Genomic DNA, 21,692 nt, shown 5'->3' with positions numbered 1-21,692 from the left:
CGGTTACCGCCGGGAGACCGGCCGCCGGCTAGCGTCGAGGCCGTTGTCCACCGGAAGAAGAGGACGGTTCGCCATGACGACGAACGTGGACGAGTTCGCGCTCACCGACGACGCGACCCGCGTGACGGATCTCTACGTGCGCGCGATGAACGCCGGCGACCTGGAAGCGGTGCTGCGGCTGTACACCGAGGACGCGGTGTCGGTGTGGGACCCGGAGAAGCCCATCAGCGGCGAGGAGCACCGCCAGGCCGTCGCGGAGTTCATCACGCAGAAGCCCCGGATGCGGGCCCAGGTCAAGGAGTCCTACGTCACCGGCGACACCGCGCTGCTCGTCGTCGACTGGACGATCGAGATCGAGGGCCAGGAGACGCTCACCGGCACCGGCCTGGACGTGCTGCGCCGCGGCGCCGACGGCAACTGGCGCTACGCGGTCGACAACCCCTTCGGCGACAACTGATCCGCGATGACGACGGACATGGCGCTGGAGCCGGCCGAGGCGCACCTGCGCGGCCTGCTGTCGCAGCTCGGCCTGGACGCGGAGTACGTCCGGGCCGAGGCCGACACGCTGTGGTGGCGGACCGCCGCCGGTGACGTGCCGGTGGACGACTTCGTCGGCGGCTACGGGTCCCTGGTGCTGGGCCACAACCACCCCGCCGTGCTGGCCCGAGCACGGGAACTGCTGGACGAGCAGGTGCCCGTGCACGCCCAGTTCTCCTACCACCCGTACGCGAACGACCTGGCCCTCGCCCTGAACCGTGTCCTGTGGCGCGAGTTCGGGGTGGACCGGCCGTACTCGGCGATCTTCGCCAACACCGGCGCGGAAGCCGTCGAGGTGGCGCTCAAGCACGCGGGGATGGCGCGGGGCGCGAAGGTCGCGGCGCTGCGCGAGGAGATCGAGTCCCACCTGGCCGACGCCGACCCCGACCTCGCCCGGCGGGCACGCGAGCACAACGAGGGCCGCTTCGACGTGCCCCCGGTCTTCCTGGCCCTGGAGGGCGCGTTCCACGGCAAGCTGGCGGCCAGCGTGCAGCTGACGCACAACACCGCCTACCGGTTGCCGTTCCGGGGTCTGGGCGCTCAGGCGCGGTTCGTGCCGGCGGACGGGATCGCCAAGGCCGTCAAGGCGGAACGCACCACGGTGCTCGACGTGGTGGACGGCCGGTTGACCGAGCGGGACCTGCCGGTGATCGCGGCGTTCTTCGTCGAGCCGTTGCAGGGCGAGGGCGGCATCAACCTCCTCGACGCCGACGCGGCGGCACAGCTGCGCGCGACGGCCGACGCCGTCGGGTTCCCGGTCGTCGTGGACGAGATCCAGACCGGCTTCGGCCGGACGGGGACGTTCCACGCCGCCGCCCACCTCGGCCTGCTCGGCGACTACGTGCTGCTGGGCAAGGCACTGGGCGGCGGCCTGGCCAAGGCATCGGTCACCCTCATCCGCCAGGACCACTACCTGCCGGACTTCGAGCTGCTGCACAGCTCGACGTTCGCCAAGGACGCGTTCTCATGCCACATCGGTGCGCGGGTGGTGGAACTGCTGGAGGCCGACGACGGCGCCGCCTACACCCGAGCCACCGAACGAGGCGAAGCGCTCACGCGAGCCCTGCGCGCGGTGGCCGACGAGTTCCCCACCGTCGTGGCCGACGTCCGCGGCCTGGGCCTCATGCAGGGCCTGGAGTTCCGCGACCAGAGCAGCGGCACGGGCGCGGTGGCCGACCTAGCCCGCACGGGCCTGCTCGGCTACGTGGTGGCGGGCCACCTGCTGCGCGAACACCACGTGCGGGTCTTCCCGACGGCGAGCGCGAGCCACACACTGCGGTTCGAACCGTCCATCGGCATCACCGACAAGGCAATCGCGCGCCTGACCGAGGGCCTCCGCGCGGTGTGCACAGCCCTGCGCGACCACCCGGACACCCTCCTCCCGCCCGGCTGACCACCCATCCCCCCAAGGTCAGCCCGGCTCGGCGGCCCCGCCCGACTCCCCCAGTGTCGAGCGGGGCCGCCGCTGTCTCCCCTCCGCAGCGCCGGCGCTCTCGCACCCCTGTCGACCCACAACAGTTCCACAGACAGCAATGCGCGGACGGCCGAACCGTCCGCGCATTGTCGCCCTTTTCGCGCGCGCAGCGCGCTTTTGTGCCGTGGTCCCAACCACAGGTGGAGGGCCTCGGTTCCCCCGCCGTATGGCCTGCCCGAAGGGCTACCACAGATTTCCCGGGGTGCAGCCGAAAGTTTTTGCGAGGAACGAGCAAAAAGTTTCAGCGGCACCCCGGGAAATCTGTGGTTGGCTCCGCCAGGCCATACGGCGGGGGAACCGACGCCCTTCACCCCCCGCTGGCGGCCTGCCGCGCGGCGAGCGCCGCTTGTAATCTCTTCATCTCGACAGCGCGCCAGCGCGCCCAAGCTCGCAGGACCCGGCCTACAGCGGAACGTTCCCGTGCTTGCGCGCAGGCACCCGCCGCCGCTTGTCCCGCAGCACCGCCAACCCCCGAGCCACCGCCGACCGCGTCTCCGCCGGGTCGATCACGTCGTCGACCAGCCCGCGCTCCGCCGCGTAGTACGGGTGCACCAGCTCCTCGGTGTACTTCGCCGTCAGCACCGCCCGCAGCTCGTCCGGGTCGGCGGCGGCGGCCAACTCCTTGCGGTGCACCACGTTCACCGCGGCCTCCGCGCCCATCACGGCGATCTCGTTGGTGGGCCACGCGAGCGACAGGTCGCACCCGATCGACCGCGAGTCCATCACGATGTAAGCGCCGCCGTACGCCTTGCGCAGGATCACCTGCACGCGCGGCACAGACGCCTCGCAGTACGCGTACAGCAGCTTCGCCCCGTGCCGGATGGCACCGCCGTACTCCTGTTCCGTGCCCGGCAGGAAGCCCGGCACGTCCACCAGGGTCACCAGCGGGATGCCGAAAGCGTCGCAGAACCGCACGAACCGGGCCGCCTTCTGCGACGCCGCCGTGTCCAGCACACCGGCCAGCACGCGCGGCTGGTTGCCGACCACGCCGACGACCTCGCCGTGGAGGCGCCCGAACGCGCACAGCACGTTCCCGGCCCAGCCCTGGTGCACCTCCAGGAACTCCCCGTCGTCGAGCAGTTCGACGAGGACGTCCCGCATGTCGTAGGGCCGGTTCGGCTCCACGGGCACCAGGTCGGCCAGCGCGGGCCGCAGGTCGTCCGGGTCGTCGTGCGGCACCGCCGGCGGCGGCTCCAGGTTGTTGGCCGGGAGCAGCGACAGCAGGTACCGGACGTCGGCCAGGCAGCTGTCCTCGTCGTCGTGCACGAAGGACGCCACCCCGGACAGCGACCCGTGCACGTCCGCGCCGCCGAGCTGGTTGTGCGTGACCCGCTCACCGCTCACCGCCGCGACCACGTCCGGCCCGGTCAGGTACATCTGCGCGGTGTCGCGCACCATGAAGGTGAAGTCGGCCAGCGCCGGCGAGTACGCCGCCCCACCCGCGCACGGCCCCAGCACCACGGCGATCTGCGGGATGACACCGGATGCCTCCACCTGGCGCCGGAAGATGCCGCCGTAGCCGTCCAGCGCCTGCACGCCCTCCTGGATGCGCGCGCCGCCGCTGTCGTTCAACGCCACGATCGGCGACCCCGTCGCCAGGGCCAGGTCCATCACCTTGTGGATCTTCGCGGCGTGTGCCGCGCCCAGCGACCCTCCGGAGATGGTGAAGTCCTGGGCGTATACGAAGACCCTGCGCCCGTCCACGGTGCCCGAGCCGGCGACGACGCCGTCCGTGTACGCGCCTCCCGCCCCCTTCCGGTACATCTCCACCTCGACGAACGACCCCTCGTCCAGCAGGAGCTCCAACCGCTCCCGAGCGGTGCGCTTGCCCAGGCGGTGCTGGCGCTCGACCGCGCCCGCGTCGCCCAGCGCGATGCGGGTGGCCAGCTGGTCCCGGCGGTCCCGCAGCTCCGGCATGGAGCGGCGGGGCGCGGGACGGGCCGGCTGCCGGACGTCGACCTCGGTGATGCTCATCGGCTCCCCTCGTTCGTGTCGGTGTGCCCGTAAGCGCCGTCGAAGAACAACAACCCGGCCCCTCCGTCCCCGATGCCCGAGCCCAGGACCCGGCCGATGAACACGGAGTGGTCGCCGGCGTCGTACGCGTCGGCCACCTCGCACTCCAGCCACGCCAACGCCTCCGCCAGCACCGGCGCGCCGGTCAGCTCGCCGGGCCGCCAGGCGACCGCGTCGAACTGGGCCTGCCCGGCCGGACGGGCGCGGTCGGCGAAGTGGCGTGCGCTGGCCTCCTGGTCCGCGCGCAACACCGACGTCGCGAAGTGGCCCGCCGCCGTGATCGCGCCGTGCATGGTGGCCGTGCGGGCCACGCAGCACAGCACCAACGGTGGTTCCAGCGACACCGAGCTGAACGCGTTGGCGGTCATGCCGTGCATGTGCTCGCCGCCGACGGTGAGCACGACGACGCCCGTGGCGAACCGGGCCAGGGTGGAACGCATCTCCGCCGGCGTGACACCGGACAGCTCGGCAGCGACGTCCATCGCGCGCCTCCTTTCGGGAGTGGGCGCGGACCGCGGCGGACGCGGTCCGCGCGGGAGGGCGTCAGAGGTCCTGGACCTCGTCGGCGACCGGGCGGTCGACGGCCATGACCCACTTGCCGTCCTCGCCACGCACCAGCACGTCGGTGCACTTGCCGAGGATGCGCTGCCGGCGACCGTCCTCGAGGGTGATCACCAGGTCGTAGTTCACGATGATCAACGAGGTGTCGGCGGTCGCGTAGTACGCGCGCACCGTCGACTTCAACTGCGGACCGGTGGCCAGCAGTTCGGTGATGGCCCGCGTGCGCGCTTCGCCGGTCAACGGCTTGCCGGACAGGTTCGAGATGGAGTCGTCCCGGTAGAGGCTGTCGAAGATCGCCCCTTTCCCGGAGTTGAACGCCGCGAGGAACACCTCGTTCTGGGTTTCCGGGTCGTCGGTGAGGTCGAGGTTCCGCAGGTCGATCTGCGCGGTCATGGGCAGCCTCGCTTTCGTGCGGGAGGATTCGAAGGCCCAGGCCACGCTAACCACGCACCCCCTTCCCCCCTCTCACCGCCGGACAACCGCCCACTCACCGCCACCTCGCCCACCGGCGAAGGCCACCCGGTTACCGGCCGGCGACTCGGGCGTGGTCGGTGCGGGTCCACCCGAGTGCGGCGCGGACGGCGTCGGTGGAGCGCTCATCCACCGCACGAGGGGAATTGTCGGACCTCGTCGCCATGATGTCCGGCATGAGATGGACACCGTGGCTGCGTCGCTGGAGCGAGGAGTGGATCAGCACAGCACAGCCGGACACGCTCGACCCGGCGGTGCTGCGCGACCGCTGGCTGGGGTTCGCGCCGGCGACCGAGGAGGAGGTCGCGGCGGCCGAGGCGCGGCTCGGTGTGCGGCTGCCGCCGTCCTACCGGGAGTTCCTGCTCACCACCAACGGCTGGCGCAACGCCGGCGCCTTCGTGCGGCGGATGCGCGACACCCACACGCTCGGCCGGCTGCGCGACCTGGAGCCGCACTGGCAGGTCTGGGAAGACCTCGCCGCAGACGACAGCGACAGCGACAGCGATGGCAGCCTGTTCACCCGTAGCCTGCTGCTGTCGCTGGAAGCCGACGCGGGCATCCTGTTCCTCGACCCCGCCGACGTCGACCAGGCCGGCGAGTGGGCCGCGTACAGCCTGTTCTCGTGGCGGGCCGCGCCTCCGGTCCGATTCGGCTCGTTCCGGGAACTGATGGAGGCCCTGTACGCCGAGTTCCACCGGATCCACCGGCCCGCGGGACCGACCAGGGACTTCTGGGACGCCCAGGTCGAGCAGGCCCGCCTGGACGCCCTCGCCGGTTCCGTCGACGACGCCGCCGAGGTGCTGGAGCGGGCTGCCGACTTCGGGCGGGACCGGGCGACCGTGCTGCACGCCCAGATCCTGCTGTTCCTCGGTCGGGAGCACGAAGCCAACCAGTTGATCGGGCAGTTGCTGCACCTGCCCTCCCAGCCCGACGACTTCCTCACGGACCCGCTGTTCACCGAGGAGTTCGTGCCCTACCTGTTCCACGACCACGCCCGCACCAACCAACCCCACCGGCTCTCTACGCTCGGGACCGCGATGATCGGCGAACGACCGGAGATCATGCGGATGGTCGCCGAGCACCGGCCGCGGTTCCAGACCCCCGTACCGCACATGACCTACGGCAACCCCGAGTTCGACGAGCAGATCCGCCGCGCCCGAGCCGCCCACGCGGGCGAAACGGACACACTCTGGGCGGCGATCCGGCTCGCGATGCCGCTGTGGCGACCCCGCACCGCCGACCACATCGCCCCGGTAGCGCTGCTCGCCGACCCCGTCCTGAAGGCCACGATCACACCGGAGCGGGGCCGCGAACTCCTGTCCACGCCAAGAGGAGCCGCATGACCACGTCCGGCCACCATGAGCAGTCGGTCGTGGACCCGGGAGCCGCGAAGGACTCCCGGGTCCACGACCACCGTGCGCAAACCAGAACGGTGCCGTCGAAACCGTGACCGGCGACCGCCGGGTCACCCTCTACGACAACGTGCCTGCGGCGATCCCATGTCGATCACGACCCACGGCGGCGACGCGATCACCGGCCACGCGGCGGCTCCGCGATCACCGGCCGCGCGGCGACTGCGCGATCACCGGCCGCGCGGCGGCGTCGCGAAGACCAGCCCCTGGCTCTTCGGGGACGAGAAGCCGTACGAGTCCCTGGTGGTGACCTTGACGCGGTGCTGGGTGTCGGGGCTCAGCCCGGTGAGCGTGGCCTGCTTGTCGGTCACGAAGGCGACCTTCACGCCGTCCAGGAACACCTCGTAGCCGATCGTGGGGAACCACCACGAGGTCGAGTACCAGCTCAGCGAGACGCTGGTCGGCGTCACGGCCGTCACCTGCAGCTGCGACGGCCGCACCGGGTGCTCGATGATGGTCGACTCGGACTTCACCACGGTCAGCAGGTCGTTCGAACCGGAACGCCGGCAGGTCACGGTGGTGGCGGCGCCCGCGGGCGTCCCGTCCGGGTGCTCCGGCCGCAGGGACAGCGTGAGGTCGCCCAGGTGGATCGCGTAGTCGCCGGCCGGGTAGAGGCCCAGCTGCGGGAACCCGCCGGCGGCCTTCACCGGTCCGCCGGACGAGGTGAGCAGGGTCGGCGCGAAGCTCAACGCGGCCGCGGTCGCCGTGGTCCCGGAGGGGCCGACGACGGTCGCCGCCAGCGACGCGGTGCTGTCCCCGTCGATCCGGACGCCGGCCGGCGCGCGGTCGAGGGTGAACGTCATGTCCACGTCGATGTACGCGGGTTCGGAGTACGGGACGTTCCCGCCGGCCATCCCCTCGTCGGGCACGACGGCCGTGACGTCGGCGTGCACGACGATCCCGGGTCCGCAGGTGTAGTCGAGCCCGAGCCCGACCGTTCCCGCGGACGCCGTCCCGACCGCGACGCCGCCGGACAACACCGCGGCGACCGCGGTCCCGATGACAAGTCTTCTCCCCAGCACGATTACCCCTTCGCCTTCGTCGGTGGCACGGTCACCCGACCGGGTTCCACCCGTCGGAACCCGCCAGGTACTTCTGCGGCGTGTAGTTCGCCGCGGCGGTGGAGCTCAGCTGCGGCCGGTTCGCGTTGACGCCCGCGCCCGGTCCGGTGTTGGCGTACTCGAAGAACCGCGCGCTGCGCCACGACGTGGAACCCATGTCGGTCCACGGCTGCGAAGTGCGGATGTGCGCGCCCAGGTAGGACTCCCGGATCACGACCTGCGCGTTGCTGTTCACGTCGGGGCTCCACGGCCGGCCCAGGGACACGGTGCCCGCGGTGACGGCGCCGCCGAACGTGCAGCCGCGGAACAGGAACCCGTACGGGTTGTTGCGGTCGGTCGACGCGGCGGTGACGTACCCGTTGTTGCTCGAGGAGCCCCGGGAGAGGGACGTGATGGTGCAGCGGTCGAACACCATCGAGCCCAGGCCGAAGATGAAGTCGACGTCCCCTTCCACGTGGCAGTTCCGGAAGTACTGCCGGTACCGAACCGCGTACGTCGGCCCCCACGACAGGAGGGTGTCCTGGTTGCCCAGCACGCGGACGTTGTCGTAGACCTGCCGGTCGCCGTTCGCCGCCAGCGCGACGGCCTGCTCCGACCCGGAACCCGTTTCCACGTAGTCGTTCTTGACCGTCAGCGCCCGCACGGTGGTGTTGGCGGCGTTGACCGTGACGGTGGCGGTGGTCAGGGTGCTCCCGGTGTTCTTCGCGGCTTTGTTGCCGACGATGACGACGTCCGAGGCCACACCGGTCGCGCCGACGAGCGTCAACCCGGTCTTGCCGCTCGGGACCGTCACCGTCTCCCGGTAGGTGCCCTTGCGGATGGAGATCGTGGTGCCCGCCGCGACCGCGTTCACCGCGGCCTGCACGGTCCGGTAGTTCCCACTGCCATCCGCCGCGACGACAACGGTGGCGGCCTGAGCCGGGACCGCCGTGGCAGCCGTGGCAGCCGTGATGAGCGCCGCCACGAGGACGGCACGGCGCATCGCCTTGACCATGTGCTACTCCCCATCGAGTCGCATGGCGTCGGCGGTGTCCTCCCGATCTTGCCACCAGGCGGTTTTCCGTTCAACCACCGAACGAACGCGTCAGCAGGCCCCCGGCTGCCGGGGACCGCGCCCGTGCAGGAGGCGTCGGTTGCTCCTGATCGACGATCTTGCGATGCTCTCCCGCATGTCCTCCCGACCCGCGCTGTCCACCGGCGACGTCCGCGACCACCCCATCCGCGCACAGTTCGACGTGTTCCTCGACGAACACCGCGCCGCGCTCAACGGTTGCCTCGACGGGTTGAGTGAAGAGCAGGTGCGCCGGTCGCTGGTGCCTTCCCGGACCACGCTGCTGGGCCTGGTGAAGCACGCGACCTTCGTGGAGAAGGTCTGGTTCGACGAAGCCATCACGGGCCGGTCGCGCGCCGAGATCGGGATCCCCGCGACACCGGACGAATCGTTCATCCTCACTGACCACGACACCATCGCCTCGGTGCGGCAGGCCCACCACGACGCGTGCGAAGCGTCCCGCCAGGCGACATCGTCACTCGCACTGGACGACATCGTCCACGGCAACCGGCGCGGTCCGCTGCCCCTGCGCTGGGTGTACCTCCACGTGCTGCGCGAACTCGCCCAACACTGCGGGCACGCCGACATCCTGCGCGAGCAACTCCTCAACGAGTAGCGCACCGGCATCGAGTAGCGCACCGGCATCCACGCCACTGCGCGTCAACCCGACACGCCACCTGCGAGTCCGCACCCCCGCACGCGCGCCCGCCGGCGCCCCTCCCCGCACGCGCGCCGCCGGCGCCGCTCCCCCGCACGCGCGCCGCCGGCGCCGCTCCCCCGGTCCGGGCCGGACCGGGGACCGGTTTCCGCAGGTCACCGCGCACTCCGGACGCGCTGCGGCCGCCCGGTGTGGTGGGGTTCGCGACCATGAACCCCCGCCCCGCCCTCAAAGCCGGCCTCGTGCTCGGTGTCCTCGTGCTGTCGGTGCTCAGCCTGGCCCTTCCCCTCACGACGACGTACGAGCTCGACGAGTACGGCGGACGCTTCGCCGACGTGTACATGGGCGACGACCCGAAGCTCTACATCATCCTCGCCGACTTGGCCTTCATGATCGCGCTGACCACCGCGGCGCTGCGCGGCGACGACACGTGGACCCGACGCCTCGCCTGGCCGTTCGCGGTGTTCACGCTGCCAACGCTGCTCGTCGCCGGTGGCCTGCTGTCGGGAGGACACCCGGGACTGGGCGGCATCGCCGTGATCGTCGAGGTCCCGGTGCGCCTGGCGACCCTTGTCGTGCTCTTGACACCACGCCGTTCGCGACAGCCGCAGTGACCCGCAACCGGGCGCCCTGGTGGCTGACGGCAGCCGGGCCGCCCCCGACCGTTCGCCGGCCGCCCGACGTCGGCTCGAGCTCAGGTCAGGAGCTGGCCGCCGGTCACGCCGAGGACTTCGCCGGTGATGTAGCTGGACTCCTGGGAGGCGAAGAACACGTACACCGGGCCCAGTTCGGCGGGTTGGGCGGCGCGGCCCAGTGGGGTCTGGCCGCCGAAGGTGTCCACCTTCTCGGCGGGCATGGTGGCCGGGATCAGCGGGGTCCACACGGGGCCGGGTGCGACGGAGTTGACGCGGATGCCCTTGCCGACCAGGTCCGCCGACAGCGCCTTGGTGAAGTTCACGATCGCGGCCTTGGTGGCGGCGTAGTCCATCAATTCCGGTGAGGGCTGGAAAGCCTGGATGGAGGACGTGTTGATGATCGACGCGCCCGGCCGCATGTGCGGGACGGCGGCTTTGCACAGCCAGAACAGGGCGTAGACGTTGGTCTTGAACACCCGGTCGAACTGCTCGCTGGAGATGCCGAGCAGCCCGTCGTCCTGGGACATCTGGTAGGCGGCGTTGTTGACCAGCACGTCGATGCGCCCCAGCTCGCCCACGGCCCGGTCGACCAGGTCGCGGCACGCGTCCTCGGTGCGCAGGTCGCCGGGGACGAGCACCGCCCTCCGGTCGGCCCGGCGCACCAGTTCGGCGGTCTCCTCGGCGTCCTCCTGCTCCTCCGGCAGGTAGGACAGCACGACGTCGGCCCCCTCCCGGGCGAACGCCACCGCCACCGCGCGCCCGATGCCGGAGTCGCCGCCGGTGATGACGGCCTTGGTGTCCACCAGCCGGCCGCTGCCCCGGTAGGTCCGCTCGCCGTGGTCGGGCGTCGGACCCATGTCCTCGTCCGTGCCGGGGTGCCGCTGCTCGTGGCCGCGCTGCTGCTCGGGGCCCGGGTACTGGTGCCGCGGGTCCTGCCGGGTGTACTGGTCGTCGGCCATGTGCCGCCCCCGTTCTCGTCGCCGGTCCCGAGTTTTCCCGCTCGTGGCGCGCTCAACCCTCCTGGATCGGGTGACGGCGCAGGACGGGCACCAGCGCGAGGGCCGGGACCAGCGCCAACGGCACCACCAGCAGCGCCGCGAGCACGCCGGCGCGAGCGCCCAGGAGGCCGACGACGGGCGGTCCGGCCAGGAACGCGGTGTACCCGATCACGGCGACCACGCCGACCCGGGCGGCCGTGCGGGTGTCGCCGTCCGCGGCGGCGCTCATCCCGACCGGGAAGCCGAGCGACGTGCCCAGGCCCCACAGCGCCACGCCCGCGACCGCGGCCACCTGGGACCCGCTCAGCACGGCCAGCGCCACGCCGCCCGCGGCCAGCAGCATGGTCGTCGCCACCACCGGCACCCGGCCCCACCGGTCCAGCGCGCGCGTGCCGACGACACGGCCGAGCGTCATCGTCGCGACGAAGACCCCGAACACCACCGCGCCCGCGGCCGGGCCGAACCCGTACCCGTCGACGAACGCCACCGCGACCCAGTCGTTCGCCGTGCCCTCGGTGAACGCCAGCACCAGCACGAGCAGCCCGATGAGCAGGGTCCGGGGTTCGCGCCACGCCCTCAGAACGCCGCTGCCGCCGCGCTCGGCCGCGCCGCCGGACCGGAAGGACCGCACGGCGACCAGCGTGCCGCCCGCGACGACCGCCGCCACGGCCACCAGGTGGGCGGTGACCGGCAGCACCGCGGCGGCGACCGCGGCCAGCCCGGCGGCGACGACCGTGCCGAGGCTCCACACGGCGTGGAAGCGGGGCATGACGGTCCGGCCGAGCAGGCGCTCCACGGCCGCGGCCTCGACGTTCATCGCCACGTTGCACGTGCCCGAGCCGTAGCCGAGGACGAAGATCCCGACGGCCGTCGCGGGTGTGGACGGGAAGGCCCCGATGGCGACACCGGCCACCGCGAGACCGGTCGCGACGCCGAGCACGGACACCTGTGCCGTGCGCCGCCCGCCCAACCGGTGGGTCACCTCGCCGGCGGTGAGCATGGCCAGGAACGCACCCGCCGACATCGACAGCAGGAGCAGCCCGAGGGCGCCGGCGTCGAGGCCTAGGGCGTCGCGGGCGGCGGGTACGCGGGCGAACCACGACGCCACCGCCACCCCGTTGAGGCCGAAGGTGACGGCGACCCCGACGACGGCGGCGCGGACGTGGTGACGGGCAGCGGTGACGGTCAACGCGAAGCTCCTTCCCGGTCGCCCGCACGGGACACGTGGAAGCGCTTCCACCGCAAGTGCCGGCAGACTGGCCGCGTGACCCGCAACCCCACGCTGGCGGACGTGGCGCGCCACGCCGGCGTCTCCCCCGCGACCGCTTCCCGCGTGGTCAGCGGGCGGGGACCGGCGTCGACGCAGGCCCGCCGCCGGGTCGCCGCCGCGGTGGCCGACCTGGGGTACGTGCCCGACGCCGCCGCCCGCGCCCTCGCCACGCACGGCGGCACCCGCATCGCCGTCGCGGTGATCGGCGACACGCCCACCGCGCTGACCGACCCGTACGTCGGCCGCGTGGTCGCCGCGACGGCCGAGGTCGCCGCCGCACGCGAGGTCGGCGTGGCCCTGCACTGGCTCCCCCGCCACGACCCGGCCGCGTTGGCACGCCTCGCGCACGGGCGCGGGATCGGTGGTGTGGTGCTGGTCAACCCGACGAAACCCGCGCTGGAGCCGCTGCCGAGGTCCGCGCGGGTGGCCGCCATCGGCGTCGGCTCCCGGCACGTGCCCGCGTTCGACGTGGACAACCGCGGCGGTGCTCTCGGGGTGCTGCGGCACCTGGTGGGCAGCGGCCGGCGGCACATCGCGATGGTCACCGGCCCGTCGTGGCTGCCGTGCACCGAACGGGCGGTGGACGCCTACCGGCGGGTGGCGCGGGAGAACGGCGGCGAGGTGCGCCTGGTCCCCGGCGACTTCACGACGGCCCGGGGCACCACCGCGGCGCTCGAGATCATGGCCCGGTGGCCGGACACCGACGCGGTGTTCGCGTTGGGCGACCTGGTCGCCCTCGGTGTCCTCGACGGGCTGCGGGGGCTGGGCGTGGACGTGCCGGGTGACGTGGCGGTCGCCGGTTTCGACGACATCGCCTTCGCGCCGCTGAGCCACCCCGCCCTGACCACCACCACGAACCCGGTGGAGCAGATCGCCGCACACGCCGCCGCGGCAGTGCTCGACCGACGCCCAACCAGCCCGTTGACGCTGTTCCGCTCCACGCTGGTGGTGCGGGAGAGCGCCTGAGCGCCCGATCGGGCTCGGGTCCGGGTGGGGTCAAGGCCGCGCCAGGTCGGCGCGCATGTCGTCGCGGAGGGCGCGCAGGGCGGTCTGGTAGTCGAGGTGGGCTTCCCGGGTCACCGGGGTGGACTTGGCGTTGGACGAGAGGACGGTGCGCAGGCGTTGCGACGCGCGGAACGGCAGGCCGTCGACCCGCCTCGGGGAGCCGGATCGCGGGTGGTCCGCGTTGCGGTTTCCGTCCGGTTCGCCCATCGTCGGGTGGTGAGCACGAGCGTGGTGCGCGAGCGCGCTGTCGCGGGTCTCCCGGTCCGGGCGGTGGAGGTCGGCGGGACGACGACGTCCGTTGTCGAACTGGGTTCCGGCGATCCGCTCGTGTTGCTGCACGGCGGTATCGAGTGCGGCGGCGTCACGTGGGCTCCGGTCGTGCGGGGCTTGGCCACGACGCATCGGGTGGTCGTCCCCGACGTGCCGGGCCTCGGTGAGTCCGCGCCGGTGGAGAACCTCGACGCGGGGTCCCTCGGCCGTTGGCTGGTGCGGCTCATGGCCGTGACGGGTCTCGACCACCCCGTCCTCGTCGTGCATTCGCTGGTGGGCAGCCTGGCGGTGCGGGCCGTGGCGGCGGGGGTCGGGCCGGCGGTGCGGCAGCTCGTCGTCTGCGCGGTGCCCGCGGTGGGCCCGTACCGGATGCCCGTGAAGCTGCGCTACCTCGCCGTCCGCTTCGCGATCCGCCCGACGGCGGCGAACGCCGAACGCTTCGACCGCTTCGCGTTCCTCGACCGCGACGCCGTGCGCGCCCGTGATCCCGAGTGGTACGACGCCTGGGCGGCCTACACGCAGGAGCGAGCGGGGACACCGCACGTGAAGCGAACCATGAGCAAGCTCATCGGTTCCGCTACCCGGCGGATCCCCGACGTCGAGCTCGCGGCGTTGAGCGCACCGACCGCGCTGCTGTGGGGCCGTGACGACCGCATGGTCCCGCTCTCGGTCGGCGAAACCGCCGCCCGCAACCAGGGTTGGCCCCTGCACGTCATCGACGACTCCGCGCACGCGCCGCACCTCGAGCAGCCCGAGAGGTTCATCCAGGCGCTGCGGGACGTCATGTCACCGGCCGGCTAGCGCTGGGGACGGCGAGGAACTGCTCGCGCCGGCGGGTCGGGTGGTGGCCCATGCCGGTTGCCGCGCAGGTCGTGGCTTGCGTAGGTTCGGTCTGGTGGAGTTCCGCATCCTCGGGCCCCTCGAGGTGTGGTCCGGCCGCGAACGGATCGCGCTCGGCGGTCCGCAGAACGAACGGCTGCTGGCCGCCCTGCTGCTCGCGGGCGGGCGGGTGGTGCCGGTCCCCGACCTGGTCGACGCGCTCTGGGGTGACGCACCGCCCCCGACCGCGAAGCACCAGGTGCACAAGGTGATCGCGAAACTGCGCCAGGTGCTGCCCGGCGTGCTCGAGACCGATGGGCCCGGGTACCGGGTGGACGCGCGGGTGGACGCGGCCGACTTCGAGGCGCTGGCCGCCCGGGGCACGATCGCCGCGCTGACCGAGGGCCTGAGCCTGTGGCGGGGGCCCGCGCTCGCCGGCGTGGACGCGCCCGGGTTGCGCGCGGCGGTCGCGGCCCTGGAGGAGCGGCGGCTCGCCGTGCTCGAGGAGCTCACCGACCTGCGGCTGGCGGCCGGGGAGTCGGCGGCGCTGGTCGTCGAGCTGCCCCGGTTGATCGAGGCGCACCCGTACCGGGAGCGGTTGCGGAGCCTGCTGATGATCGCGCTGTACCGGTCGGCGCGGCAGGCGGACGCGCTCGCGGTGTACCAGCAGACCAGGGCCCTGTTCGACGAGGAGCTCGGCATCGAGCCGGGCGCGGAGCTGGCCGAGCTGCACCGGCGGGTGCTGCGGGCCGACCCCGCTCTGGACCTGCCGGTCCGCGACACCGGGCGCAGCACGTTGCCCTACGACCTGCCCGACTTCGCCGGTCGTCGCGCGGACCTCGCCGCGGTGCTCGCCGCGACCGAGGCGGCGCCGGTCGTCGCGGTCGACGGGATGGCCGGGGTCGGCAAGACCGCGCTGGCCGTGCACGTGGCGCACCGGGTCGCCGGCCGCTTCCCGCACGGCCGGCTGCTGCTCGACCTGCGCGGGCACACGCCGGGGGCCGAGCCGCTGACGCCGGAGACCGCGCTCGCCCGGCTGCTGGCCATGCTCGGCGTCGCCGAGCACACCATCCCGGAGGGGCTCGACCAGCGGGCCGCGCGCTGGCGGGCCGAGCTGGCCGACCGCAAGGTGCTGCTGGTGCTGGACAACGCGGCGAGCGCGGCCCAGGTCCGGCCGCTGCTGCCCGGCGGGTCCGGGTGTCTCGCGCTGATCACCAGCAGGCACCGGCTCGGCGTGCTCGACGGCGCCGAGGTGCACACGCTCGAGCCGATGCCCGACGACGACGCCGCGGTGCTGTTCGCCAACGTGGTCGGGGTGCGGCGCGCGGCAGCCGAGCCCGCGGCCGCTGCGGAGGTGGTCGAGCTGTGCGGACGGCTGCCGCTGGCCATCCGGATCGCGGCGACCCGGCTGGCTAGCCGTCCCGTGTGGACGGTCGCGGACCTGGCCCGGCGCTTGCGGGACACCGGCAGGCTCGTTCAGCTGACCGTGGCCGACCGCAGCGTCGCAGCCGCGTTCGCCCTGTCCCACCGGCACCTCGACGCCGACGAGCAGCGGCTGCTCGCGTTGCTGGGCAGGCACCCGGGTTCGGACTTCGAGGCGTTCTCGGTGGCCGCGCTCGCCGGGACGTCCCCGCGGCAGGCCGAGGCATCGCTGGAGCGGCTGCTGGACGCGCACCTGCTCGGCCAGCGCACGGCCGACCGCTACACCTGCCACGACCTGGTGCGGCAGTTCGCCCGCGAGCTGCCGGTGGACGACGAGCTGCCACTGGCCCGCCTGCGCGACTTCTACCTGGCGACCGCGACCGCGGCCACCGACGTGATCAGCCCGGAAGGCCGCCGGTTCGAGCCGGTGGCCGAGCTGCCGCCCGCGCACGTGCCCGCGATCGACGGCCTCGACGGGGCGCTGGCGTGGCTGGGTGCCGAGCACAACGCGTTGCTGGAGTTCGCCGCCAGGCCGCACGGCTGGCAGCTGGCCCTGGTGTTGCGCGCGTACTTCGAGCACAGCGGACACTTCGGGCAGTGGCGGGACACGCACGAACGCGCGTTGCGGGAGGCGGAGGACAACCCGCGGGCCACCGCGTTGCTGGAGTTCAACCTCGCCGCCGTGGCCATGTGGACCGACCGGCCGGCCGACGGGATGGCGCACCTGCGGCGCGCGTCGGCCGTGGCCGCGCCCAGCGACCTGTCGTTGCGCGCGACCATCCTCAGCAACCTGGGCATGCTCGCCCACCAGCAGTTCCGGGACGTGGAGGGCGCGGCCTACCTGCGGGCGTCGCTGGCCGTCGAGCACGGCAACGCGCGGATCACGGCGCTGGCGGTGAACAACCTCGCGTTGACCGAGGGTCGGCTCGGCGAGCCGGAGCGGGCGATGGCGCACCACCGCGAGGCGCTGGCGCTGGCCCGCTCGGCGGGCCTGCCGACCGCGGAGCGCGCCGTGCTGCTCGGCACGGGGGAGACCGCGTTGCGGCTGGGTTTGGTCGCGGAGGCGCGGACGGCGTTTCGCGCGGCGGTGGAGTTGGCGCGTGCCGGGCGTTTCCGGATCCAGGAGGCCCTGGCGCTGGACGGACTCGCCCACGCCACCGGCGATCCGGCGCACTGGCGGGCGGCCCTGGCGATCCTGCGCGATCTCGGCGTGCCGCGCGCGGAGGCCGTGGCGGCGCATCTGGCCGCGCCCGGGGAACCGTGTTGCGAGTTGTGCGGCGCCGACCGTGCCGCCGCCACTCTGTGATCTGTCGAGGTTGGCCGTGCGGCGCTGCCGCACGGCCTTGTCCTCAGTTCAGGCGGTGGACGGTGTCCATGCCGACGGTCCACTTGCCGTGCTCGCGCACCATGGTCATGGCCACCGAGAAGTGCACGTCCGTGCCCTTGCTCGCGTTCACGCTGTGCGCGTCGAGCACCGCGATCCCACTCGTGCAGCCGTACATGGTCTCGGACAGGATCGTCGTCTGCCACACCCAGCCCGGAACGGTGAAGTCCCGCTTGGCGTTCGCCATGATCGCGTCACGGCCGTAGGTCACGTTGCCGTCGTAGAAGAAGATCATCTTCGGGTTGAGCACCGCCTCGTAACGCTCGGGGTCACGGGCGTTGTAGGCGGCGTTGTCCTCCACGACGGCCGCGTGCATCCCCGCAGCACAGTTGTCGTGCTCGCTCGACGCCGACGCGGCACTGGGCACCACGACCGCGGTAATACCCAGACCGACCGCCGCCGCACCGACGGCGACAGCATGCAGCTTGCGCATGGTCCCTCCTCAGGGGTTCGTCCTGCCAAGGCAGCGTGGTGCGGGCCGCTCCCCAGCCGCTCCCCAACGCGGGGAGGGAACCGACAAAGGGCTAGCGCCAAGGTGTCCCGCAAGTAGCACCCCACCACCCACCGCAGCACGCCTTCTTCGGCGAAGCCGCCAAGCGGCAGTCCACCCGCAGCCAGCCCTTCGGCGAAGCCGGCAAGCGGCAGTCCACCGGTGAGGACACAACCCAACTTGGGCTTCTTGCTTTTGTCATCTCCGTATGGCCTGCCCGAAGGGCTACCACATTTTCCAGGGGTTGCAGCCGAAAGTTTTGCGAGGAACGAGCAAAAGTTTTAGCGGCAACCCCTGGAAAATGTGGTAGGCTCCGCCAGGCCATACGGAGATGACAAAAGCAAGAAGCCCCCGCCGTTGCAGTTGAGTCATCTTTGGTGGCCTGCCCGCCGGCGAGGCGCTTTTCGCTTTTAACGCTTTGAACTCAACGCTTCGCTCTCAAGCCGAACGCGCTTCGCGCTCTTGGGAGCGCTGGCCCGCTCGAAAGATCAAAAGATGAAAAGCGGCGCTCGCCGCGCGGCAGGCCGCCAGCGGGGGGTGAAGGGCGTCGGTTCCCCCGCCTGTGGTTGGGACCACGACACCGCGCGCTGCGCGCGCCGAAAAGCAACCGCGCTGCGCGCGCCGGAAAGCGAAAAAGCACGTGTCGGGCGCGGCTTGGTGGCGGGGTCTGCGTGAGGGCGACTTGCAGGGCATTGCCTAGTCACCGTGCCAGGAACGCCACAAGGCCGCGTATGCCCCGCCGTTGCGCACCAAGTCGTCGTGTGTGCCGGACTCGGAGATGCGGCCCGCGTCCATGACGACCACCCGGTCCGCGTCGTGTGCGGTCTGCAGGCGGTGGGCTATCGCGATCACCGTGCGGCCCTGGAGCACTGCGGCGAGTGCGTGTTCGGTGTTGCGGGCCGTGGTTGGGTCCAGTAGGGCGGTCGCCTCGTCCAGGATCACGGTGTGCGGGTCGGCCAGCACCACCCTTGCCAACGCCAACTGCTGCGCCCGCGCACCGGTCAGCCGATGTGCCGCGCCGCCCAGCTCGGTGTCGAGGCCGGCCGGTAGCTCGTCCACCCAGTCGGCGTCGACCGCGGCGAGCGCGTCCCGCAGCTGCGGGTCGGTGGCGTCGGGCCTGGCGATGAGCAGGTTGCCGCGCACGGTGTCCTGGAAGACGTGGTGCTCCTGGGTGACCAGCACCACCTGGCGACGGAGCCGCTCCGGGGCCAGGCCCGCGACGGGCACACCGCCCACCGTGACGGCACCGCTGCGCGGCCGGTCGATCCCGGCCAGCAGTCGCCCCAGCGTGGACTTCCCGGCACCGGACGGCCCGACCAGCGCCAACCGCTCCCCCGGCCGCACCTCGAGATCGACACCGTGCAGCACGTCCGAGCCGTGCTCGTACGCGTACCTGACGTCGACCACCTCGATCCGGTCGTCGGCCGGCTCCGCCGACGTGAACGCCCCCGCCCTAGGCGCGCACGCCACACCTTCCACCCTCGCGTACGACGCGCTGCTGCTCTGCAACTGCTCGACCCACATCAGGATGGTGTCGACCGGCCCGACCAACTGCCGGAAGTACAGGGCTGCCGCGATCACGGTGCCCAGGCTGACCGTCCCGTGGCTGTACAGCGCGCCGCCGATCAGCAGCACACCCACCAGCGGCAGCGTGTACGAGATGTCCACCGTGGGGAACAGCACGGTACGCAGCCACAACGTCCGCAACCTGGTCCGCCGGGCCACGTCGATGGAGGCCTCCAGCGCCTCGGTGCGCCGCGCCTGCAACCCCAGCGCCTCCACCGTCCGCGCCCCGCCCACGGTGGTGCTGAGCACCTCGGCCAGCGCTCCGAACGCGGCACTCTCGGCCAGGTAGGCGGTGCGCGCCCGCCTCAGGTACCAGCGCAGCACGACCGCCACCACCGCCACGCACCCGAGACCGCACAGCCCCAGCAGCGGGTCCAGGACCAGCACGGCGCCGAGGATGAACAGGGCCTGGACGGACGCGATCAGGACGTCGGGCACGATGCCGCGCAGGGTGCCTGACACGGCGTTGACATCGGTGGTACCCCTGGCGATCAGGTCACCACCGGGGACATGCTCCACAGTGGACGCCGGCATCGCGAGGACCCGACCCAGGAACCGTTCCCGGATCCGGGCCGACGCCGACTCGCCGAAGCGCGCCGCCAGATAAAGGGCGTACCGGGACAACACGATCTGCACGACGGTGCAGCCGAGGATCACCACCGCCAGAAAGTCCACAGTAGACAGTGCAGACGAGCCGGACGAGGTCTTGACCGTGTCGACGATCCGGCCCAGCAGCCACGGAGCGACCAGCCCGGCGCCGGCGGCGAGCACGTTGAGCAGCAGCACGGCGCCGAACACGCGCCGGTCCGCCCTGATCTCACCGCCGGCGGCGCGCCACACCCGGGAAGGACCGGCGACGGGAAGGGACGCGCTCATCGGGTCGCCCTCTCGTCCGCGTCGCGGGACACCAGCGAACGGTAGCCGGGTTCGCTCCTCAGCAGTTCGTGGTGCGTGCCGGTCGCGACCGCCTTGCCGGCCACCAGGTAGACCACCGTGTCCGCCTGGTCGAGGACAAGGGGCGAGGTGGTGGTGACCACGGTCGTCCGTCCCCGCCGCGCGATCCGCAGCCGGGAGGCCATCGCGGCCTCGGTGTGGGCGTCGACCGCGGAAGTCGGCTCGACCGCGATCAGCACGTCCGGGTCCGCGTACACCGCGCGAGCCAACCGGATCCGCTGCCGCTGGCCACCCGACAGGTTGCGTCCCATCGCCGTGATCGTGGCGTCGAGGCCCTCCGGCAACGCATCCACGACGTCGTCGGCGACAGCGACGTGGATCGCCGCCCTGATCCGGTCGTCGTCGTGCTCGTGGCGTCCGGCGACCACCTCCCGGACGCTGCCGGCGAACAGGTCGGCGTCGTTGTCCATGACCAGGATGCGATCCCGGACCTCAGCCAGCCGGATCGCGTCCAGCCGGACACCACCCCAGGTCGTGTCCGATTCGGCGAACCGGCCGAACCGGTCCGCGATGTCCGCTCCGTCCGCGGACCGAGCGCTCACGATCGCGGTCAACGCTCCGGACCGCACGTCAACCCCTGAAACGGGGTCGTGCAGGTCGGCCGGGGATGTCGGCGCACCAGTCGCCCCCGGCTCGTCCGCGTGCTCCGGTTCGAGGCCGAGGAACCGGATGACCCGCCGGGCGGCCACCACCGCCCGGGTCAGGTCGGAGCCGCTTTCGATGAACTGCGCGACCGGGACCACGAGCATCGCGACGTAGCCGTAGATGGCGACCAGGTCGCCGATGGACATCGTGCCCCGGGCCACCATCCGTGCGGCCAGCCACGTGACAACGGCCAGGAACAGCGCCGGGAGGCCGGTGCCCAGCGCGCCGACCCAACTGGTCACACCGCCCACGCGAAAACCCTCGTCCCGCAGGGCCGCCGATTCCCGGCGGTAGCGGTCGGCGTACACCTCCTTGCCGCCAAGGCCGTTGAGCACCCGCAGCCCGCCGAGCACGTCCACCAGCCGGCTGGTCACCCCGCTCTGCTGCTCGCGATAGCCCGTGCCGACGCGCTGGAGCCGATGCAACAGCGGTCCGACCGTCACCACCATCAGTGGGACGCCGACGAGAACGACCACCGCCAACAAGGGAGAGATGGAGAACAACAGGAAGGCCACCACGACGTACGCGATCACCGCACCGACGCCCGGACCGGTGGCGGTCAACGACTGGGCGATCGCCTGGACGTCACCCACCCCGATGGCGACGACCTCACCGGCCCCGACCCGCTTCGGCAGCGCCGCCCCCAGGCGGAGGGCGTGATCGACGGTGGCCCGGATGGTCCGGAACGACGCGTCCATCCGAACCCGCGTCATGGTCCGGTGCCGCGCGATGGCCAGCGCCGCGTTGACCACGCCGATGCCGAGCAGCGCCGCCACCCAGGCCAGGAGCGCACCGGTGTCGTTCGCCCTCAGCCCGTCGTCGATCGCCCGGGAGAGCAGGTACGGCGGAACGGCGAGGCCCACGGTCCACAGGGTGCCCAGCGTCGCGCCGGCCGCGATCCGACCTCGTTGACTGGTGACCAACCACAACAGGAACCAGGCCGGTCCGCGAATGTCCCCCGACCCGGGCGCGCTGAAGGTGTCCGGCACCGTGCCA

Annotated in this window: 19 protein-coding genes; 8 read left to right on the top strand and 11 right to left on the bottom strand. The window is 72.3% G+C overall.

What is annotated here, in order from left to right:
* Positions 1-73: 73 nt before the first annotated feature.
* Both DFJ66_RS40385 and DFJ66_RS40380 read left to right on the top strand, forming a co-directional pair.
* Positions 74-457 carry a YybH family protein gene (locus DFJ66_RS40385; protein ID WP_121229858.1) on the top strand — a complete coding sequence of 128 codons (384 nt, stop codon included), beginning with the start codon at positions 74-76 and terminating at the stop codon, positions 455-457.
* A gap of 6 nt (positions 458-463) precedes the next feature.
* Positions 464-1,930 (top strand): aspartate aminotransferase family protein, encoded by a 1,467-nt coding sequence (locus DFJ66_RS40380; protein ID WP_121229856.1) that lies wholly within the window; start codon positions 464-466, stop codon positions 1,928-1,930.
* A 483-nt stretch (positions 1,931-2,413) separates the two neighbouring features.
* Here DFJ66_RS40380 and DFJ66_RS40375 read toward each other — a convergent pair whose 3' ends face one another.
* The 3 genes from DFJ66_RS40375 to DFJ66_RS40365 all read right to left on the bottom strand — a co-directional run bounded on the left by DFJ66_RS40375 (position 2,414) and on the right by DFJ66_RS40365 (position 4,978).
* Positions 2,414-3,985 carry an acyl-CoA carboxylase subunit beta gene (locus DFJ66_RS40375; RefSeq protein ID WP_246030121.1) on the bottom strand — a complete coding sequence of 524 codons (1,572 nt, stop codon included), beginning with the start codon at positions 3,983-3,985 and terminating at the stop codon, positions 2,414-2,416.
* Positions 3,982-4,506: a flavin reductase family protein gene (locus DFJ66_RS40370; protein ID WP_121229854.1), complete on the bottom strand. Its 525-nt coding sequence runs from the start codon at positions 4,504-4,506 to the stop codon at positions 3,982-3,984. The genes DFJ66_RS40375 and DFJ66_RS40370 overlap by 4 nt, the downstream gene beginning before the upstream one ends.
* A gap of 61 nt (positions 4,507-4,567) precedes the next feature.
* A complete protein-coding gene (locus tag DFJ66_RS40365) occupies positions 4,568-4,978 on the bottom strand; it encodes a YybH family protein (protein WP_121229852.1) in 411 nt (136 codons plus the stop codon).
* A 254-nt stretch (positions 4,979-5,232) separates the two neighbouring features.
* On the opposite strand from DFJ66_RS40365, the gene DFJ66_RS44780 reads away from it, so the two are divergent.
* Positions 5,233-6,399 carry an SMI1/KNR4 family protein gene (locus DFJ66_RS44780; RefSeq protein WP_170200028.1) on the top strand — a complete coding sequence of 389 codons (1,167 nt, stop codon included), beginning with the start codon at positions 5,233-5,235 and terminating at the stop codon, positions 6,397-6,399.
* Positions 6,400-6,638: 239 nt separating this feature from the next.
* Here the strand turns inward: DFJ66_RS44780 and DFJ66_RS40355 are convergent, their stop codons facing one another.
* Positions 6,639-7,490, bottom strand: coding sequence for a fibronectin type III domain-containing protein (locus DFJ66_RS40355; protein WP_147459527.1), 852 nt, complete (start codon positions 7,488-7,490; stop codon positions 6,639-6,641).
* Positions 7,491-7,521: 31 nt separating this feature from the next.
* On the bottom strand, positions 7,522-8,523 hold the full coding sequence (locus tag DFJ66_RS40350; RefSeq protein ID WP_121229846.1) for a pectinesterase family protein: 1,002 nt from the start codon (positions 8,521-8,523) through the stop codon (positions 7,522-7,524).
* 193 nt (positions 8,524-8,716) lie between these two features.
* On the opposite strand from DFJ66_RS40350, the gene DFJ66_RS40345 reads away from it, so the two are divergent.
* Complete coding sequence (locus DFJ66_RS40345; protein WP_121232444.1) at positions 8,717-9,196, top strand: DinB family protein; 480 nt, start codon at positions 8,717-8,719, stop codon at positions 9,194-9,196.
* A 251-nt stretch (positions 9,197-9,447) separates the two neighbouring features.
* On the top strand, positions 9,448-9,852 hold the full coding sequence (locus DFJ66_RS40340; protein WP_147459526.1) for a hypothetical protein: 405 nt from the start codon (positions 9,448-9,450) through the stop codon (positions 9,850-9,852).
* An 80-nt stretch (positions 9,853-9,932) separates the two neighbouring features.
* Here the strand turns inward: DFJ66_RS40340 and DFJ66_RS40335 are convergent, their stop codons facing one another.
* Both DFJ66_RS40335 and DFJ66_RS40330 read right to left on the bottom strand, forming a co-directional pair.
* Entirely contained in the window at positions 9,933-10,832 is a 900-nt protein-coding gene (locus DFJ66_RS40335; protein WP_121229842.1) for an SDR family oxidoreductase, read from the bottom strand.
* Positions 10,833-10,884: 52 nt separating this feature from the next.
* On the bottom strand, positions 10,885-12,060 hold the full coding sequence (locus tag DFJ66_RS40330) for an MFS transporter (protein WP_121229840.1): 1,176 nt from the start codon (positions 12,058-12,060) through the stop codon (positions 10,885-10,887).
* Positions 12,061-12,135: 75 nt separating this feature from the next.
* Here DFJ66_RS40330 and DFJ66_RS40325 point away from each other — a divergent pair, with 75 nt between their 5' ends.
* Positions 12,136-13,107, top strand: coding sequence for a LacI family DNA-binding transcriptional regulator (locus DFJ66_RS40325; protein ID WP_121229838.1), 972 nt, complete (start codon positions 12,136-12,138; stop codon positions 13,105-13,107).
* Positions 13,108-13,137: 30 nt separating this feature from the next.
* Here the strand turns inward: DFJ66_RS40325 and DFJ66_RS43220 are convergent, their stop codons facing one another.
* A complete protein-coding gene (locus tag DFJ66_RS43220) occupies positions 13,138-13,353 on the bottom strand; it encodes a hypothetical protein (protein ID WP_170200026.1) in 216 nt (71 codons plus the stop codon).
* Positions 13,354-13,362: 9 nt separating this feature from the next.
* Between DFJ66_RS43220 and DFJ66_RS40320 the strand changes: the two genes are divergently transcribed.
* On the top strand, positions 13,363-14,217 hold the full coding sequence (locus tag DFJ66_RS40320) for an alpha/beta fold hydrolase (RefSeq protein WP_170200024.1): 855 nt from the start codon (positions 13,363-13,365) through the stop codon (positions 14,215-14,217).
* Positions 14,218-14,311: 94 nt separating this feature from the next.
* On the top strand, positions 14,312-16,963 hold the full coding sequence (locus DFJ66_RS40315) for an AfsR/SARP family transcriptional regulator (RefSeq protein WP_170200023.1): 2,652 nt from the start codon (positions 14,312-14,314) through the stop codon (positions 16,961-16,963).
* A gap of 43 nt (positions 16,964-17,006) precedes the next feature.
* On the opposite strand, the gene DFJ66_RS40310 is transcribed toward DFJ66_RS40315, so the two are convergent.
* The 3 genes from DFJ66_RS40310 to DFJ66_RS40300 form a co-directional block, all read right to left on the bottom strand.
* A complete protein-coding gene (locus DFJ66_RS40310; protein WP_121229832.1) occupies positions 17,007-17,474 on the bottom strand; it encodes a nuclear transport factor 2 family protein in 468 nt (155 codons plus the stop codon).
* A 753-nt stretch (positions 17,475-18,227) separates the two neighbouring features.
* Positions 18,228-19,973 carry an ABC transporter ATP-binding protein gene (locus DFJ66_RS40305; protein ID WP_121229830.1) on the bottom strand — a complete coding sequence of 582 codons (1,746 nt, stop codon included), beginning with the start codon at positions 19,971-19,973 and terminating at the stop codon, positions 18,228-18,230.
* A complete protein-coding gene (locus DFJ66_RS40300) occupies positions 19,970-21,685 on the bottom strand; it encodes an ABC transporter transmembrane domain-containing protein (RefSeq protein ID WP_121232442.1) in 1,716 nt (571 codons plus the stop codon). Before DFJ66_RS40300 ends, DFJ66_RS40305 begins: the two co-directional genes overlap by 4 nt.
* Positions 21,686-21,692 lie beyond the last annotated feature (7 nt).

The organism is Saccharothrix variisporea (assembly GCF_003634995.1).
Taxonomy (GTDB): domain Bacteria; phylum Actinomycetota; class Actinomycetes; order Mycobacteriales; family Pseudonocardiaceae; genus Actinosynnema; species Actinosynnema variisporeum.
The sequence above is the reverse complement of the archived record's forward strand: the minus strand, read 5'-3'. Positions and strand labels throughout refer to the sequence as shown.

What these genes read in the sequence shown, in the direction of transcription:
- DFJ66_RS40385 (WP_121229858.1), top strand. Translation starts at nt 74, where the DNA reads ATGACGACGAACGTGGACGAGTTCGCGCTCACCGACGACGCGACCCGC.
- DFJ66_RS40380 (WP_121229856.1), top strand. Translation starts at nt 464, where the DNA reads ATGACGACGGACATGGCGCTGGAGCCGGCCGAGGCGCACCTGCGCGGC.
- DFJ66_RS40375 (WP_246030121.1), bottom strand. Translation starts at nt 3,985, where the DNA reads ATGAGCATCACCGAGGTCGACGTCCGGCAGCCGGCCCGTCCCGCGCCC.
- DFJ66_RS40370 (WP_121229854.1), bottom strand. Translation starts at nt 4,506, where the DNA reads ATGGACGTCGCTGCCGAGCTGTCCGGTGTCACGCCGGCGGAGATGCGT.
- DFJ66_RS40365 (WP_121229852.1), bottom strand. Translation starts at nt 4,978, where the DNA reads ATGACCGCGCAGATCGACCTGCGGAACCTCGACCTCACCGACGACCCG.
- DFJ66_RS44780 (WP_170200028.1), top strand. Translation starts at nt 5,233, where the DNA reads ATGAGATGGACACCGTGGCTGCGTCGCTGGAGCGAGGAGTGGATCAGC.
- DFJ66_RS40350 (WP_121229846.1), bottom strand. Translation starts at nt 8,523, where the DNA reads ATGGTCAAGGCGATGCGCCGTGCCGTCCTCGTGGCGGCGCTCATCACG.
- DFJ66_RS40340 (WP_147459526.1), top strand. Translation starts at nt 9,448, where the DNA reads ATGAACCCCCGCCCCGCCCTCAAAGCCGGCCTCGTGCTCGGTGTCCTC.
- DFJ66_RS40335 (WP_121229842.1), bottom strand. Translation starts at nt 10,832, where the DNA reads ATGGCCGACGACCAGTACACCCGGCAGGACCCGCGGCACCAGTACCCG.
- DFJ66_RS43220 (WP_170200026.1), bottom strand. Translation starts at nt 13,353, where the DNA reads ATGGGCGAACCGGACGGAAACCGCAACGCGGACCACCCGCGATCCGGC.
- DFJ66_RS40310 (WP_121229832.1), bottom strand. Translation starts at nt 17,474, where the DNA reads ATGCGCAAGCTGCATGCTGTCGCCGTCGGTGCGGCGGCGGTCGGTCTG.
- DFJ66_RS40305 (WP_121229830.1), bottom strand. Translation starts at nt 19,973, where the DNA reads ATGAGCGCGTCCCTTCCCGTCGCCGGTCCTTCCCGGGTGTGGCGCGCC.